Origin of the sequence: Nesterenkonia cremea (genome assembly GCF_014642675.1) — a bacterium.
Classification (GTDB): domain Bacteria; phylum Actinomycetota; class Actinomycetes; order Actinomycetales; family Micrococcaceae; genus Nesterenkonia; species Nesterenkonia cremea.
Genome location: NZ_BMIS01000010.1, coordinates 40,310 through 53,698, shown reverse-complemented (window position 1 = coordinate 53,698; position 13,389 = coordinate 40,310). Strand labels below are relative to the sequence as shown.

Below are 13,389 nucleotides of genomic sequence, written 5' to 3'. Positions count from 1 at the left end.
AGTTTCCATCAATCCGGAGGCCTCCATCACTAAACATTACACATGTATAGTTTGAGTGCTACGCTGGGGAACACCCGGGAATCTCCCGGCAGGACGGTTCGCTGCCGATATGCCCCAGGCAGCAGGTTTTCCTCCTCGGATGCGCTGCGCCCCACCGTCCCGCGCAGCTGATCGAGAAAGGTAGAGGGGACGATGTCCTCCCAGTTCGTCGACTCTGTCGAACAGCCCACCCCTGCGTCTGCGCCCGACGCCGACCAGAACCGGCCGCTGCGCCGCACCGGCATCAAGCCCTGGCTGGGCCTGGCCACCCTGGTGCTGCCGGTACTGCTGATCTCCATCGATATGACCGTGCTGGGCTTCGCCGTGCCGTACCTGAGCGAAGCCCTCTCCCCCACCGGCAACCAGCTGCTGTGGATCGTGGACATCTACGGGTTCATGATCGCCGGTCTCCTGGTGACCATGGGCTCGCTGGGCGACCGGATGGGCCGGCGTCGTCTGCTGATGATCGGCTCGGCGGCCTTCGGCGCCGCCTCCGCAGTGGCCGCCTTCAGCGTCTCCGCGGAGATGCTGATCCTGGCCCGCGCCCTGCTGGGAGTGGCCGGTGCCACCCTGATGCCCTCCACGCTCTCGCTGATCCGCCACCTCTTCCCCGACCAGCGGCAGCGGATGATCGCCGTGGCAGTCTGGGCCTCGGCCTTCTCCGCCGGTGCGGCCTTCGGCCCGATCCTGGGCGGCCTGCTCCTGGAGCGCTTCTTCTGGGGCTCGGTCTTCCTGATCAACCTGCCGGTGATGGCGCTGATCCTGGTCTGCGCGCCGCTGCTGATCAGCGAGTCCAAGGACCCCAATCCGGGCCGCATCGACGTGCTCAGCGTGCTGCTCTCCCTGGCGGCCATGCTGCTGAGCGTCTATGGCATCAAGAAGCTGGCCGAGGGTGAACTGGCGGCCACCAGCTGGGCCTCCTTGGTCATCGGTCTGCTGGCCGGCGTGCTCTTCGTCCAGCGCCAGCGCCGCCTGACCCACCCGCTGATCGACCTGAGCCTCTTCGCCGTGCGCCGGTTCCGCGCGGCGATCACCGCGAACTTCATGCTGGTCTTCGCCCTGGTGGGCTCGCTGTTCTTCCTCTCTCAGCTGCTGCAGCTGGGCTATGGGATGAACCCCTTCGACGCCGGCCTGGCCCTGGTGCCCGGCCTGGCGATCTCGGTGCTGGCCAGCTTCGCGGTCATCCCGATCGCCAAGCGCTGCTCGCTGCGCGGCGTGATCAGCGCCGGCATCCTGATCGCGATGTCCGGCTTCGTGCTGCTGACCCAGACGCCGACGACGGACGGGATCCTGCTGGTGCTCATCGCCTTCGCCCTGCTGGGGCTGGGCATGGGACTGGCCGAGACTCTGACCAACGACGCCGTCCTCACCGCTGCTCCCCCGCAGCGGGCCGGCGCCGCCTCGGCCATCTCCGAGACCGCCTACGAGCTCGGCGGCGCCCTCGGCGTCGCCGTGCTGGGCAGCGTGCTGACCTTCGGCTACCGCACCGGTGTGCAGAGCGCCGAACTGGAGGGGGTCAGCGGATCTGCCCTGGACAGCGCCTCGGAGACCCTGGGCACGGCCACCGCCGCCGCGCAGGATCTGGAACCGGCGGCCGGCGAGGCGCTGCTGGCGGCCGCGCAGTCGGCCTTCGTGGACGGCGTCCAGCTGACCAGCGGCATCGCCGCGGGCATCATGGCACTGGCCGCGGCCACCGTCTTCGTACTGCTGCGCGGGGACCGGGAGAAGGCCTCGGCCGCCGCGAAGTGATCCTGAGGCGGCAGATCTGAGCCCGGCCGGGCGGAGGCCGTCGGCGTCGGCGGCTGATCCGGCCGCGATAGGCTGAGCGGGAAGGGCGATCTCGTCCTTCCCGCTCATCGTGTCTGACCGGAAGGATCGCTATGTCTGCCGTCATCGTCACCGCCGTCTTCCACCCCAAGGACGGGAAGAAGCAGGAGCTCGCCGATGCCATGCGCCGCGGCATCGAGGCCGTGCACACCGAATCCGGCTGCGAGCTCTACTCCATCCACGACGCCGAGGACGGCACCGTCACCATGATCGAGAAGTGGTCTTCGGCGGAGGAGCTGGACGCCCACGGCGAGGGCGAGCCGGTGAAGACTCTGCTGGCCGATATCGACGGCCTGGTGGAGGGCGCTCCCACGGTGACTCGGATGCACCCGCTGCCCCGCGGCACCCAGGAGCAGGGCTCCCTCTGAAGCGACAGGCACAGACAGAACCGGCCCCCGGTCTCGCAGTGAAGCGAGTCCGGGGGCCGGCCTGTGTCGGTTCAGACAGAACCCACGAGCTCCGGGTCCAGCGGAGACGCTGGTTCGCCGAGCTCAGAAAGCCTAGAAGACTTAGAGGGGGGTGACGTTCTCAGCCTGCAGACCCTTGGGGCCGCGGGCGGTCTCGAACTCAACCTGCTGGTCCTCCTCGAGGGAGCGGAAGCCGGAGGAGTTGATCGCGCTGAAGTGCACGAACACGTCGTCGGAGCCGTCCTGGGGGGCGATGAAGCCGTAGCCCTTTTCAGCGTTGAACCATTTAACGGTGCCAGTGGCCATGATGTTTCCTTACTATTACTTACTTTGCACCGATCTCACGATGCTTATTCCGTGCCCGACCTGGCCGGGCAGGCACGGAGTTCTGTGCGGCCACCAACTTGAAGAGGGCATGCGCCCTCTGGAGATGCATGACGTACATGCTTCAGCCTACGCTATTGACCCTCGGTCACATAACCCTCTTCCAGCAGAAATTCCCAGGCGACGTCGGCCGGCTCCTCACCGTCCACGTCCACCTGGGCGTTGAGCCCGGCCATCGTGTCATTGTCCAGCCGCTCGGTGAGCGGCATGATGAGGTCCTCCAGCTCGGGATTCTCCTCCAGGATCTCCTCCCCGAACACGGCTGAGAGGTTGTACCGCGGGAAGAAGTCCTCATCGTCCTCGAGCACCACCAGGTCCAGGGCGGGGATGCGCCCATCGGTGGCGAAGACCAGGCCCATGGTGCAGGCACCGTCGGCCGTGGCCTGGTAGATCGCACCCGAGTCCATGGTCCGCTGGGCATCGCCCTCCGGCACGGGCAGGTCATAGTGCTCGATCATCGGCTCGAAGCCGTCGTTGCGGGCGGCGAACTCGGCCTCCACGCAGAAGGTCTGCTCAGCCTCATCCAGCTCGGCGATGTCGGAGAGCGAGGTGATCCCCTGCTCCGCGGTCTCCTGGGTGACCGCCATCGCGTAGGTGTTGTCCACAGTGGAGGGCTCCAGCCAGACCATGCCGTGCTCACGGTCCTGGTCGCGGACCGCCTCGTACTGCTCCCACTCGTCGATGATGGGCTCCTCATGGCCCAGGTAGGTCAGCCAGGCGGTGCCGGTGTACTCCCACTGAAAGTCCAGGGCGCCCTGCAGCATCGCCTCACGGACGGCGTTGGAACCGGGGATGTTGGTCAGGTTCTGCACATCGGCCCCGGCGGACTGCATCAGGATCACGGCCATCTCGCCCAGAATGATCTGCTCGGTGAAGTCCTTGGACCCGACGTCGATGCTCACCCCCTCCAGGTCGATGCCTTCCACCGGGCCGGCCAGCTCGCCGGAGGGCGAATATCCCGCGGCGGTGCCCAACCCGCAGCCGGAGAGCAGCCCGACGGCGGCCAGGCCTCCTGCCAGGGTTCCGATACGTGTGCGCGCAGACGTTGTCATGCCAGTCCCTTCGGCTTGAGGAAGAGCTCCAGGATGCGGCCCACCCACTCGACCATCAGCGCGAGCAGGGCCACGAAGATCGCTCCGGAGACCAAGATCGGATAGCGGAACATGATGATGCCGGTCTGGATCAGCGTGCCCAGTCCGCCGGCGTCGATGAAGGTGGCGAAAGCCCCGGCACCCACCAGCAGCACCAGGGAGGTCCGCACACCGGTCATGATCACCGGAAGCGCCATGGGCAGCTCCACCCGCAGCAGCACCTGCCAGGAGGACATCCCCATTCCGCGGGCGGCCTCCACCACGGCCTGGTCCACGCCCCGCATACCGGTGATGGTGTTGGCCAGCACCGGCAGGAAGGCGTAGAGGCTCAGCGCCAGCACGGCGGTGCCGAATCCGAATCCGATGATCAGGGCCAGCAGCACCAGCACACCGATGACCGGTGCGGCCTGTCCCGCATTGGCCACGGCCATCACCGGCGGAGAGAAGAAGCGCAGCGCCGGGCGGGTCAGCAGCGTGCCCAGCGGCACAGCAAGTCCCACCACCAGCACTGAGCTGACCACGACGATCTGCACGTGGTCCCAGGTCATCTGGGTGATGTTGCCGGCGGTGATCAGCCGCGCCTCGATGGAGTCGAGGTCTGCGGTCAGCCGCCACACCACCCAGCCGGCCAGCACGGTGAGCACGAAGATCGGCAGCCCGCAGAGCAGGCCCTTGTCCTCGCGGGAGAGCCCGGCGGTCCGAGAGAGCAGCTGTCTCATCAGCTGGCCTCCCAGCCTGCCGAGGGCACTGCCCTGATCTGTCCGGTCTGGGTCTGCAGCGTGCGGATGTGCTCGGTCACCGTGTCATAGCTGATCACGCCCAAGTAGTCGCCCCGGGAGCCTCCGGTGACCATGGCGCCGCCGTGGCTGGAGACCAGCATGGCGTCCAGCGCATCGGAGAGCGTGGAGCGCTGGTCCACCACAGTCTGCAGCTCGTGGCTGAAGACCGGCACCGTCTGGTGCCGCTTCAGGCTGCGCAGGAACAGGTACTCCTTGGGGCGGTTCTGCGCATCCAGGATGACCACGGAGCGCTCACCGGCGGCCTCCACGCGGCGGACCACTTCATCCACGGATTCGCCCACCCGGCAGGTCTGCGGCTGGCTGAGCGGCAGATCGCCCACACGCAGCAGGGAGAGCTGCTTGAGCTTGGAGCCGGAGCCGATGAAGTCGGCCACGAAGTCATCGGCCGGCGCGGCCAGGATCTCCTCCGGGGCGCCGTACTGGGCGATCTCCGCACCTTCGCGCAGGATGAGGATCTGGTCGCCGAGCTTGATGGCCTCGTCGATGTCGTGGGTGACGCAGACGATCGTCTTCTGCAGCTCCTCCTGGATGCTCATCAGCTCGTCCTGGAGGCGCTGGCGGGTGATGGGGTCCACCGCGCCGAAGGGCTCATCCATCAGGATCACCGGCGGGTCTGCGGCCAAGCCGCGGGCCACGCCCACGCGCTGCTGCTGCCCGCCGGAGAGCTCCCGCGGGAAGCGGTCACGGTAGACGGCCGGGTCCAGCCCGACCATCTCCAGCAGCTCCTCCACCCGCCCCTTGGTGCGGGCCTTGTCCCAGCCGAGCAGTCCGGGAACCAGCCCGATGTTCTCGGCCACGGACATATGCGGCAGCAGGCCGCCGCCTTGGATCACATAGCCGATGGAGCGCCGCAGCTGGGTGGCATCCTGGCCGGTGATGTCCTCGCCGTCGATCAGGATCTGACCCGAGGTGGGCTCGATCAGCCGGTTGATCATCTTCAGCGAGGTGGTCTTCCCGCAGCCGGAGGGGCCGACGAACATGACGGTCTGCCCGGCCGGGACGGTCAGCGAGAGCCCGTCGACCGCCGGCCTGCTCTGCCCGGGGTACTTCTTGACGACGTCGACGAGCTCCAGCTGAGCTCCGGAGCCGTCAGGTGCTGTGGCGGTGGTCTGGTTCATGCTCGGATCCCCTTGGATGTGGTGAATCGGGACAGCAGGACGAGGAGGGCATCCAGGATCAGCGCCAGGATGATGATGCCGAGGGTCCCGACGAGCGCGTAGTTCAGCGCGTTGGCCCCTCCGACCTGCGTCAGTCCGGTGAAGATATAGGTGCCCAGCCCCGGACCCAGGGCGTAGGCGGCGATGGCGGCCACACCCATGGCCATCTGCGCCGAGACGCGGATGCCGGTCATGATCACGGGCCAGGCCAGCGGCAGGCGGACGCGCCAGAGCACGGCGGCGCCGCTCATGCCCTGGCCTCTTGCGGACTCGATGAGACTCGCCTCCACACCCTGCAGGCCGACGACGGCGTTGCGCAGCACCGGCAGTGCGGCGTAGAAGGACACCACGATCACCGAGGGGACGGTTCCGATCCCCACGATCGGCAGCAGCAGACCGAGCAGCGCGAAGGAGGGAATGGTCAGCCCGACGGCGGAGACCGCGTTGGCCACCGGGGTCAGGCGACGACAGCTGGTCACCAGCACGGCCAGCGCCACCGCGATGACGGTGGCCAGCAGCAGCGACTGGATGACCAGGGAGGAGTGTTGGTACGAGCGGAAGAGTATGTCCGCCCAGCGCGCGTCGATGAACTCGATCATCAGATGAGCTCCTCTCCAGAATGCGGGCGAATCAGACGCAGTAAACGCTAACGCAGTCTTGATATAAGTCAAGCCGATGGATAATCTAAGACTTTCAGGAGCTGCTTGAATTCGCGCCTGACCAGGATTTTGTGAAGAAGCACGACTCTCGGCACGTGACACACAGCGCACATCATGTAAGCTGTTCCGCAGCCAAAGCTTCATATCGACAGGGCCAGGGCGCCCGGTCACTCAGACACGAGAGAACAGTGACCCCTTGACCAGAGGGGATGACTGTTCTCTTTTTTGTTGCACGCGAGGTGGTGAGCACGGGATGAACAGCTATGATTTTTCAACAGATATGTTTTGCCTGAAAGGGAAACGGGCAATTGTCACCGGAGGAAATTCCGGGCTAGGTCGAGCTTTCTCCTATGCGCTCGCGCAGGCTGGCGCTGATATTTTTGTCCCGAGCATCACCGATGACGATGGCACCACGGAGCAGATTGTCACCGAGGCGGGACACTCCTACGAGTTCCTGGAGATCGACCTGACCACTCCGGAGGCACCCCGCCGGGTCATCGATGAGGCCCGCGAGCGCCTGGGCGGTCTGGACATCCTGGTGAACTCCGCGGCGATCAACCGGCTGGGCGACGTCGAGGAGTTCGACCGCTCCAAGTGGGACCCGATGGTCGCGGCAAATCTGACCGCTCCCTTCGCCCTGGCGCAGGCCGCAGCCGGCCACTTCATCGACCAGGGCAGCGGGAAGATCATCAACATCGCCTCGCTGTTCTCCTTCCTGGGCGGACAGCGCTCCCCCGCCTATGCCGCCACCAAGCACGGCGTGGCCGGGCTGACCAAGGCCTATGCCGATGAGCTCGCCGGCCACGGCATCCAGGTCAACGCGATCGCACCGGGCTACTTCGCCACCGCCCTGACCGAGGAGACTCGCCGGAATCCGGGGGCCAACCGGAAGATCCTGGAGCACATCCCGGCCGGCCGCTGGGGCGAGTCGAAGGACCTGATGGGAGCTCTGGTCTTCCTGGCCTCCTCGGCCTCCGACTACGTGAACGGCCACGTGCTCACCGTCGACGGCGGATACCTCGTCCGCTGACACCCCTGATGCGGGCGGCCTGTGCCGCCGGCACCCTCACGACCCTGTGAAAGGAACCGTCCCCTCATGATCGAGTCCCTGAGCTCCCTGAGCCGCGAGCAGATCGCCGAGCAGCTGCAGCAGCTGCTGCCCGCCGATCAGGTGGAGACCGCCCAGGAGGTGCTGGACGAGGCCCGAGTGGACCGCTTCAAGAAGTACCAGTCGGTCCACGGCCTCTACACCGCGCCGCGGCCGGCGGCCGTGGTCAGCGTCCGCTCCACCGAAGAGGTCTCCCGGATCCTCGCCTTCGCCCAGGAGCACCGGACCAACATCGTGCCGCGGACCGGCCGCACCGGCACCGAGGGCGGACTGGAGACCTCTGTGGAGGACAGCATCGTGCTGGACTGCTCCGCCATGGATGGAATCCTCTCCATCGACCCTGAGAACATGCAGGTCACGGTCCAGGCCGGCGTACCGCTGCAGCGCCTGGAGGACACGCTGCGCGCCCAGGGACTGACCACCGGCCACTCCCCGCAGTCCAAGCCCCTGGCCCAGTACGGCGGCCTGGTGGCCACCCGCTCCATCGGTCAGTTCTCCACGCTCTACGGGGCCATCGAGGATATGGTCACCGGCCTGGAGATCGTCTTCCCCGGCGGGGAGGTCAGCCGCATCAAGTCGGTGCCGCGCCGTGCGGCCGGCCCGGACATCCGGCATATCGCCATCGGCAACGAGGGCGCCCTGGGAGTGATCACCGAGGCGACCGTCCAAGTGTTCCGCTTCGAGCCGGAGAACTACGCCTTCCACGGCTTCCTGGTGGATGACATGGCCACCGGCACCGCCATCCTGCGCGAGGTCATCGTCAACGGCTTCCGCCCCTCAGTGACCCGCCTCTACTCCCCTGAGGATGCCGACCAGCACTTCTCGCACTTCTCCGAGGACCGGTGCGTGGTGGTGTTCGTGGCGGAGGGGCCGGCGTCGTTGGCCGCCGCCACCAGCGCCGAGATCGAGCGGGTGGCCGCCCAGCATGAGCACACCCGGGTGGATCCGGAGCTGATCCGCGAGTGGTTCGAGAACCTCAACTGGGGCGCCGAGAAGATCGAGGCGGAGAAGCGGGCCATGCTGGAGACCGCGCATCTGGGCTTCACCACGGAGATCTCGGTGAACTGGTCCGAGGTGGTCAGCCTGTACGACAGCATCATGACCCGCATCCGTGAGGAGTTCCCGCGTGCGGAGGATCTGACCATGCTCGGCGCCCACTCCTCGCACAGCTACCAGACCGGCACCAATCTGTACTTCGTCTACGACTACACGATCGGCTGCGAGCCGGAGCAGGAGCTGGGCGTCTACCACGCTCCGATCAACGCGATCATCGTGGAGGAGACCCTGCGCCACGGCGGCTCCATGGTCCACCACCACGGGATCGGCAAGTACCGCACTCCGTGGACCGAGCAGGAGCATGGCAGCGCCTACCCGATGCTGCAGAAGCTCAAGGAGTCCTTCGACCCGCAGGGCATCATGAACCGCGGCACGATCTTCCCGGCCGCCGGCGCCATCCCGCCGGAAGCTGAGAAGCCGGAGCTCGGGCAGCCCCAGCTCGACTGACTAGGCTTCACCGCATGCGTTATCTGGTCGGCATCGACAACGGCTCGCAGAGCTCCAAGGTCACCATCTTCGATGAGCAGGGACAGGTGGTCAGCCGCGCCGCCGTCGCCCTGCATCCGCTGCAGGCACCGGCTCCCGGCCTGGCTGAACACCCCGGGGACGACCTCTGGGAGTCCATCGGTGAGGCCTGCCGCCGCGCCATGGCCGCGTTCCCCGGCGCGCCGGAGGAGATCGCCGGCGTCGGACTGTGCACCATCCGGTTCTGCCGGGCGCTGCTGCGCGCGGACGGCACGCTGGCTCATCCGGTGCTCAGCTGGATGGATCCGCGGGTCTCCCGCTCCCATGATCCGCAGGACTACCCCGACGCCGACGCCGCCCACCCCACCTGGATCACCACCTCCTCGGGCTACATCGGCCAGCGGATGACCGGACGGTTCCGGGACACTGCGGCGAACTGCCAGGGCCTGTGGCCCATGGACACCGCCGCCTGGGACTGGAGCACGGAGCCGGAGGACTATGCGGCGGCAGGCATGGCCCGCGAGCAGCTCCCCGAGCTGGTCCAGCCCGGTGAGGTGCTCGGCGAACTGACCGAGGAGGCCGCTGCGCACACCGGTCTGCCGCAGGGTGTTCCGGTGGTGGCCACCGCCAATGACAAGGCGGTGGAGGCGCTGGGCTGCGGACTGCGGGAGGACAGCGAGCTGCTGATCTCCCTGGGCACCTACATCACCGCAATGTCGGTGCAGGATGAGCCGGTCGAGGCGCCTGAGGGTGAGTTCTGGACGAATTTCGCCTCCGAGCCCGGGCGTCATCTCTGTGAGAGCGTCGGGATCCGGCGGGGCATGTGGACCGTCAGCTGGTTCCGTGACCTGGTGGGCGAGGCCTCCGTGGAGACGCTCAACGCGCAGGCCGAGCAGGTCCCGGCCGGCTCCGACGGGCTGATGGCAGTGCTGGACTGGCTGGCTCCTGAGGAGGCACCGCACCGGCGCGGCAGCCTGGTGGGCTTCGACGCCCGGCACGGCCGCGGGCATATCCACCGGGCCATCCTGGAGGCCATCGCGCTGACCATGCACCGGCACAGCCGCGCCATGGAGGAAGCGCTGGGCTCAGGTGGGCAGCGGCGCTTCACCCGGGCCACAGTCTCCGGCGGCGGGGCTCAGTCGGATCTGATGATGCAGATCATGGCCGATGTCTTCGGGCTGCCCACCGAGCGAGCCGCCGGAGGGGCCGACCGCGGTGCGGCCCTCTGCGCCGCCGTCGGGACCGGAGTGACCGCCGGCTTCGAGGAGGCCGCGGCCGCTATGGTGCCCAGTGCCGAGGTCTGGGAGCCGGACCCGCAGCGGCATGCGCTCTACCGGCGGCTGGGCGCGCTGCACGGGCGCATCACCGATCACACGGATCAGCTCTACCGGGAGCTGGCCGAGCTCGAGCTGGAGTGAGCTGAGGCTGGGCCGCTCCGGCCGGCTGAAGGCTCCCGCCTACATCTCCCAGACTTCGCGGCTGGAGGAGGCCACGGCCACCGCTCCGGCGGCGAGCGCCTCCATCACGTCGGTGCGGTCGCAGACCAGGCCGCCGGCGATCATCGGGACCTCGGTATCCTCCTTGAGCCAGGTCAGCACCCGCGGCACACAGCCGGGCAGGATCTCCAGCAGATCGGGCTGGGCCTGGCCGACCACGCGGGGCAGCTGGCCGTAGGACATGGAGTCCACCAGGAAGAAGCGCTGCACGGCGCAGAGTCCGTGCCGTCGGGCGGCGCGGATCATCGAGGTCTTGGTGGAGAGGATGCCGTCCAGCCGGGTGTTCTCCACCAGCCAGTCCACCACCACGTCCCGGCCGGAGAAGCCGTCGATGAGGTCCACGTTGACGAAGACCACACGGCCGGCCTCCTTGGCCCGGGTCACTGTGCGGGCGATGTCCAGCACGGAGCCGTAGAGCAGGAAGAGCACCTGACGATCGGACCGTAGTGCGGCCTCCAGCCCGTGCTCATCTTTGATGTTGGCGACGATCGGGTCGTCGTGCAGCAGCTGCTGGACCGCCTCAGACTGCAACCGCTGACTCCAAGCCCTGCTCCTCTTCCTCACGGGCCTCCTCGGAGGCCGGCTCGAACCTGACCATCATGGCTTTGAAGCCCGGGGTGTTGGACTCCCGGGCCACCAGGTCCCGGTGCACCAGGGCGTTGGCCTCCGGGTAGTAGGCGGCCACACAGCCGCGCGCCGTCGGGTAGGCCACCAGGCGGAACCGTGCCGCCCGGCGCTCCTCGCCGCGGAACCTGGAGACCACATCCACCACATCGCGGTCGGAGAAACCGGTCTGGACCAGATCGTCCGGGTGGATGAGGATGACCCGGCGGCCTCCGGAGATCCCGCGGTAACGGTCGTCCAGGCCGTAGAAGGTGGTGTTGTACTGATCGTGGGAGCGCATGGTCTGCAGCACCAGGTGGCCCTCGGGCGGCGCCAGGTACTCCAGGTCCCGCACGGTGAATCCGGCCTTCCCGTCCGCCGTGGCGAAGGAGCGCTGATCCCGCGGCGGGTTGGGCAGCACGAACCCATACTTGTCCCGGACCCGCTCGTTGAAGTCCTCGGTGCCGGACACCACACGGGAGGCGTGGTCGCGGATGACGTCGTAGTCATCTGCCATGGCCTTCCAGTCCACGGCGTGGTCCTGACCGAAGACCGCCTCGGCCATGCGGGCGATGATCACCGGTTCGGCCAGCAGGTGGTCGGAGATCGGGTCCAGGCGTCCCTGGGTGGAGCTGACCACGGACATGGAGTTCTCCACGGAGAGGAACTGTGCCCCGCCGGGATGCTTATCATCCTTGTCCGAGCGGCCCAGCGTAGGCAGGATGATCGATGTCTTGCCGTGGACCACATGGGAGCGGTTGGGCTTGGTAGAGATGTGGACGGTCAGCCCGGTCTTCTTCAGCCCAGACTCCATCAGGGCGGTGTCCGAGTTGGCCATGGCCAGGTTTCCGCCCAAGGAGACGAAGACGTCCACGTTCCCCTCGGCCATCTGATACATGGACTCGGTGGAGTCGAAGCCGTGCTCGCGCGGGGACTCGATACCGAATTCGGCGTCGAGCTTGTCCAGGAACCACTCGGCGGGCTTCTCCCAGATGCCGAAGGTGCGGTCGCCCTGGACGTTGGAGTGGCCGCGGACCGGGCAGGCGCCGGCGCCAGGCTTGCCGAAGTTCCCCTGCAGCAGGAGCAGGTTGATGATCTCCTTGATGGTGTCCACCGAATGCGGCTGCTGGGTGATCCCCAGCGCCCAGCAGAAGATGGTGGCCTTGGACTTGGCCAGCAGCTCGCCGATCTCCTCGATCTCGTCCCGCTGCAGGCCGGTGGCCAGCTCGATCTCGTCCCAGTCCAGCTCGGCGCGGGCGGCCCGGTACTCCTCGAAGCCCTTGGTGGAGGACGCCACGAACTCGCGGTCCACCACGCTGCCGGGGTTCTCCTCCTCCTTGCGCAGCAGGATGTGGCCCAGCGCCTGGAACAGCGCCTGGTCTCCGCCCACCTTGATCTGCAGATACTCATCGGAGATCCGGTCGCCCTTGAGCATGCCCTGTGGAGTCTGCGGGTCCTTGAAGCGCAGCAGCCCCGCCTCGGGCAGCGGGTTGACCGCCACCACCTTGCCGCCCTTCTTGCGCGCCTCGGCCAGGGAGCCCAGCATGCGCGGATGGTTGGTGCCGGGGTTCTGCCCCACCACGAAGATCAGCTCGGACTGCTCGATGTCCTCCAGGGAGACGGTCCCCTTGCCGATCCCGATGGTCGGGTTCAGCGCCGTGCCGGAGGACTCGTGGCACATGTTGGAGCAGTCGGGGAGGTTGTTGGTGCCCAGGCTGCGGGCGAAGAGCTGGTACATGAACGCCGTCTCATTGGCGGTCCGGCCCGAGGTGTAGAAGGTGCAGCGTTCCGGCGTCGTCGCTCGGACGTGCTCACCGATGGTCTCGAAGGCCTCGGCCCAGCTGATCGGGGTGTAGTGGGTCTCGCCCTCGCGCACGATCATCGGGTGGGTGATCCGGCCGGACTGGCCCAGCCAGTACTCGGTCCTCTGCTCCAGCTCGGCGATGGAGTGCTGGGCCCACCACTCGGGGGTGGCCACACGCTTGGTGTTCTCCTCGGCCAGCGCCTTGGCGCCGTTCTCGCAGAACTCGACCTTCTTGCGGTCTCCGGTGACCGACTCGGGCCAGGCGCAGCCGGGACAGTCCACGCCCCGGTCCTGGTTCACCCTGAACATGGAGCGCACCGTCCGGGAGAACCCTCCCTGGGTGAGGCCCCGCTGGAAGGAGACCGTCACGGCCTTGAGCCCGGCGGCATAGTCCTTGGGCCCGCTGACCTTCAGCTTCCGTTCGTCGATGTCCTCGAGCTCAACCGTGTGTCCCCGCACGTCATCCTGGTTGCGTCCCTGGTCATCCATACCT

General features: G+C 67.3%; 12 protein-coding genes. 5 read left to right on the top strand and 7 right to left on the bottom strand.

From position 1 onward, the window contains the following. Positions 1-192: 192 nt before the first annotated feature. Both IEW85_RS10895 and IEW85_RS10890 read left to right on the top strand, forming a co-directional pair. The gene (locus tag IEW85_RS10895) at positions 193-1,788 is read left to right on the top strand and encodes an MFS transporter (RefSeq protein WP_188685591.1); all 1,596 of its coding nucleotides are present in this window, start codon (positions 193-195) and stop codon (positions 1,786-1,788) included. A 131-nt stretch (positions 1,789-1,919) separates the two neighbouring features. Then, complete coding sequence (locus IEW85_RS10890) at positions 1,920-2,234, top strand: putative quinol monooxygenase (RefSeq protein WP_188685589.1); 315 nt, start codon at positions 1,920-1,922, stop codon at positions 2,232-2,234. Between the two features lie 141 nt (positions 2,235-2,375). Here IEW85_RS10890 and IEW85_RS10885 read toward each other — a convergent pair whose 3' ends face one another. The 5 genes from IEW85_RS10885 to IEW85_RS10865 all read right to left on the bottom strand — a co-directional run bounded on the left by IEW85_RS10885 (position 2,376) and on the right by IEW85_RS10865 (position 6,304). Continuing rightward, positions 2,376-2,579: a cold-shock protein gene (locus IEW85_RS10885; protein WP_188685586.1), complete on the bottom strand. Its 204-nt coding sequence runs from the start codon at positions 2,577-2,579 to the stop codon at positions 2,376-2,378. A gap of 152 nt (positions 2,580-2,731) precedes the next feature. Beyond that, a complete protein-coding gene (locus IEW85_RS10880) occupies positions 2,732-3,709 on the bottom strand; it encodes a glycine betaine ABC transporter substrate-binding protein (protein WP_188685584.1) in 978 nt (325 codons plus the stop codon). After that, positions 3,706-4,467, bottom strand: a complete 762-nt coding sequence (locus IEW85_RS10875; protein ID WP_188685582.1) for an ABC transporter permease — start codon at positions 4,465-4,467, stop codon at positions 3,706-3,708. The genes IEW85_RS10880 and IEW85_RS10875 overlap by 4 nt, the downstream gene beginning before the upstream one ends. After that, positions 4,467-5,666 (bottom strand): ABC transporter ATP-binding protein, encoded by a 1,200-nt coding sequence (locus IEW85_RS10870; RefSeq protein ID WP_188685580.1) that lies wholly within the window; start codon positions 5,664-5,666, stop codon positions 4,467-4,469. Before IEW85_RS10870 ends, IEW85_RS10875 begins: the two co-directional genes overlap by 1 nt. Next, positions 5,663-6,304 carry an ABC transporter permease gene (locus tag IEW85_RS10865; protein ID WP_188685578.1) on the bottom strand — a complete coding sequence of 214 codons (642 nt, stop codon included), beginning with the start codon at positions 6,302-6,304 and terminating at the stop codon, positions 5,663-5,665. Before IEW85_RS10865 ends, IEW85_RS10870 begins: the two co-directional genes overlap by 4 nt. A 340-nt stretch (positions 6,305-6,644) precedes the next feature. Between IEW85_RS10865 and IEW85_RS10860 the strand changes: the two genes are divergently transcribed. From IEW85_RS10860 to IEW85_RS10850, 3 genes are all read left to right on the top strand, one after another. After that, the gene (locus IEW85_RS10860; protein WP_229658971.1) at positions 6,645-7,394 is read left to right on the top strand and encodes an SDR family oxidoreductase; all 750 of its coding nucleotides are present in this window, start codon (positions 6,645-6,647) and stop codon (positions 7,392-7,394) included. A 66-nt stretch (positions 7,395-7,460) separates the two neighbouring features. After that, positions 7,461-8,975, top strand: a complete 1,515-nt coding sequence (locus IEW85_RS10855; RefSeq protein ID WP_188685574.1) for an FAD-binding oxidoreductase — start codon at positions 7,461-7,463, stop codon at positions 8,973-8,975. Positions 8,976-8,989: 14 nt separating this feature from the next. Beyond that, the gene (locus IEW85_RS10850; protein ID WP_188685572.1) at positions 8,990-10,411 is read left to right on the top strand and encodes an FGGY-family carbohydrate kinase; all 1,422 of its coding nucleotides are present in this window, start codon (positions 8,990-8,992) and stop codon (positions 10,409-10,411) included. A gap of 39 nt (positions 10,412-10,450) precedes the next feature. Here the strand turns inward: IEW85_RS10850 and IEW85_RS10845 are convergent, their stop codons facing one another. After that, on the bottom strand, positions 10,451-11,020 hold the full coding sequence (locus IEW85_RS10845) for a glycerol-3-phosphate responsive antiterminator (protein WP_188685571.1): 570 nt from the start codon (positions 11,018-11,020) through the stop codon (positions 10,451-10,453). After that, positions 11,010-13,385 (bottom strand): FdhF/YdeP family oxidoreductase, encoded by a 2,376-nt coding sequence (locus IEW85_RS10840; protein WP_188685569.1) that lies wholly within the window; start codon positions 13,383-13,385, stop codon positions 11,010-11,012. The genes IEW85_RS10845 and IEW85_RS10840 overlap by 11 nt, the downstream gene beginning before the upstream one ends. Positions 13,386-13,389 lie beyond the last annotated feature (4 nt).

What these genes read in the sequence shown, in the direction of transcription:
- IEW85_RS10895 (WP_188685591.1), top strand. Translation starts at nt 193, where the DNA reads ATGTCCTCCCAGTTCGTCGACTCTGTCGAACAGCCCACCCCTGCGTCT.
- IEW85_RS10890 (WP_188685589.1), top strand. Translation starts at nt 1,920, where the DNA reads ATGTCTGCCGTCATCGTCACCGCCGTCTTCCACCCCAAGGACGGGAAG.
- IEW85_RS10885 (WP_188685586.1), bottom strand. Translation starts at nt 2,579, where the DNA reads ATGGCCACTGGCACCGTTAAATGGTTCAACGCTGAAAAGGGCTACGGC.
- IEW85_RS10880 (WP_188685584.1), bottom strand. Translation starts at nt 3,709, where the DNA reads ATGACAACGTCTGCGCGCACACGTATCGGAACCCTGGCAGGAGGCCTG.
- IEW85_RS10875 (WP_188685582.1), bottom strand. Translation starts at nt 4,467, where the DNA reads ATGAGACAGCTGCTCTCTCGGACCGCCGGGCTCTCCCGCGAGGACAAG.
- IEW85_RS10870 (WP_188685580.1), bottom strand. Translation starts at nt 5,666, where the DNA reads ATGAACCAGACCACCGCCACAGCACCTGACGGCTCCGGAGCTCAGCTG.
- IEW85_RS10865 (WP_188685578.1), bottom strand. Translation starts at nt 6,304, where the DNA reads ATGATCGAGTTCATCGACGCGCGCTGGGCGGACATACTCTTCCGCTCG.
- IEW85_RS10860 (WP_229658971.1), top strand. Translation starts at nt 6,645, where the DNA reads ATGTTTTGCCTGAAAGGGAAACGGGCAATTGTCACCGGAGGAAATTCC.
- IEW85_RS10855 (WP_188685574.1), top strand. Translation starts at nt 7,461, where the DNA reads ATGATCGAGTCCCTGAGCTCCCTGAGCCGCGAGCAGATCGCCGAGCAG.
- IEW85_RS10850 (WP_188685572.1), top strand. Translation starts at nt 8,990, where the DNA reads ATGCGTTATCTGGTCGGCATCGACAACGGCTCGCAGAGCTCCAAGGTC.
- IEW85_RS10840 (WP_188685569.1), bottom strand. Translation starts at nt 13,385, where the DNA reads ATGGATGACCAGGGACGCAACCAGGATGACGTGCGGGGACACACGGTT.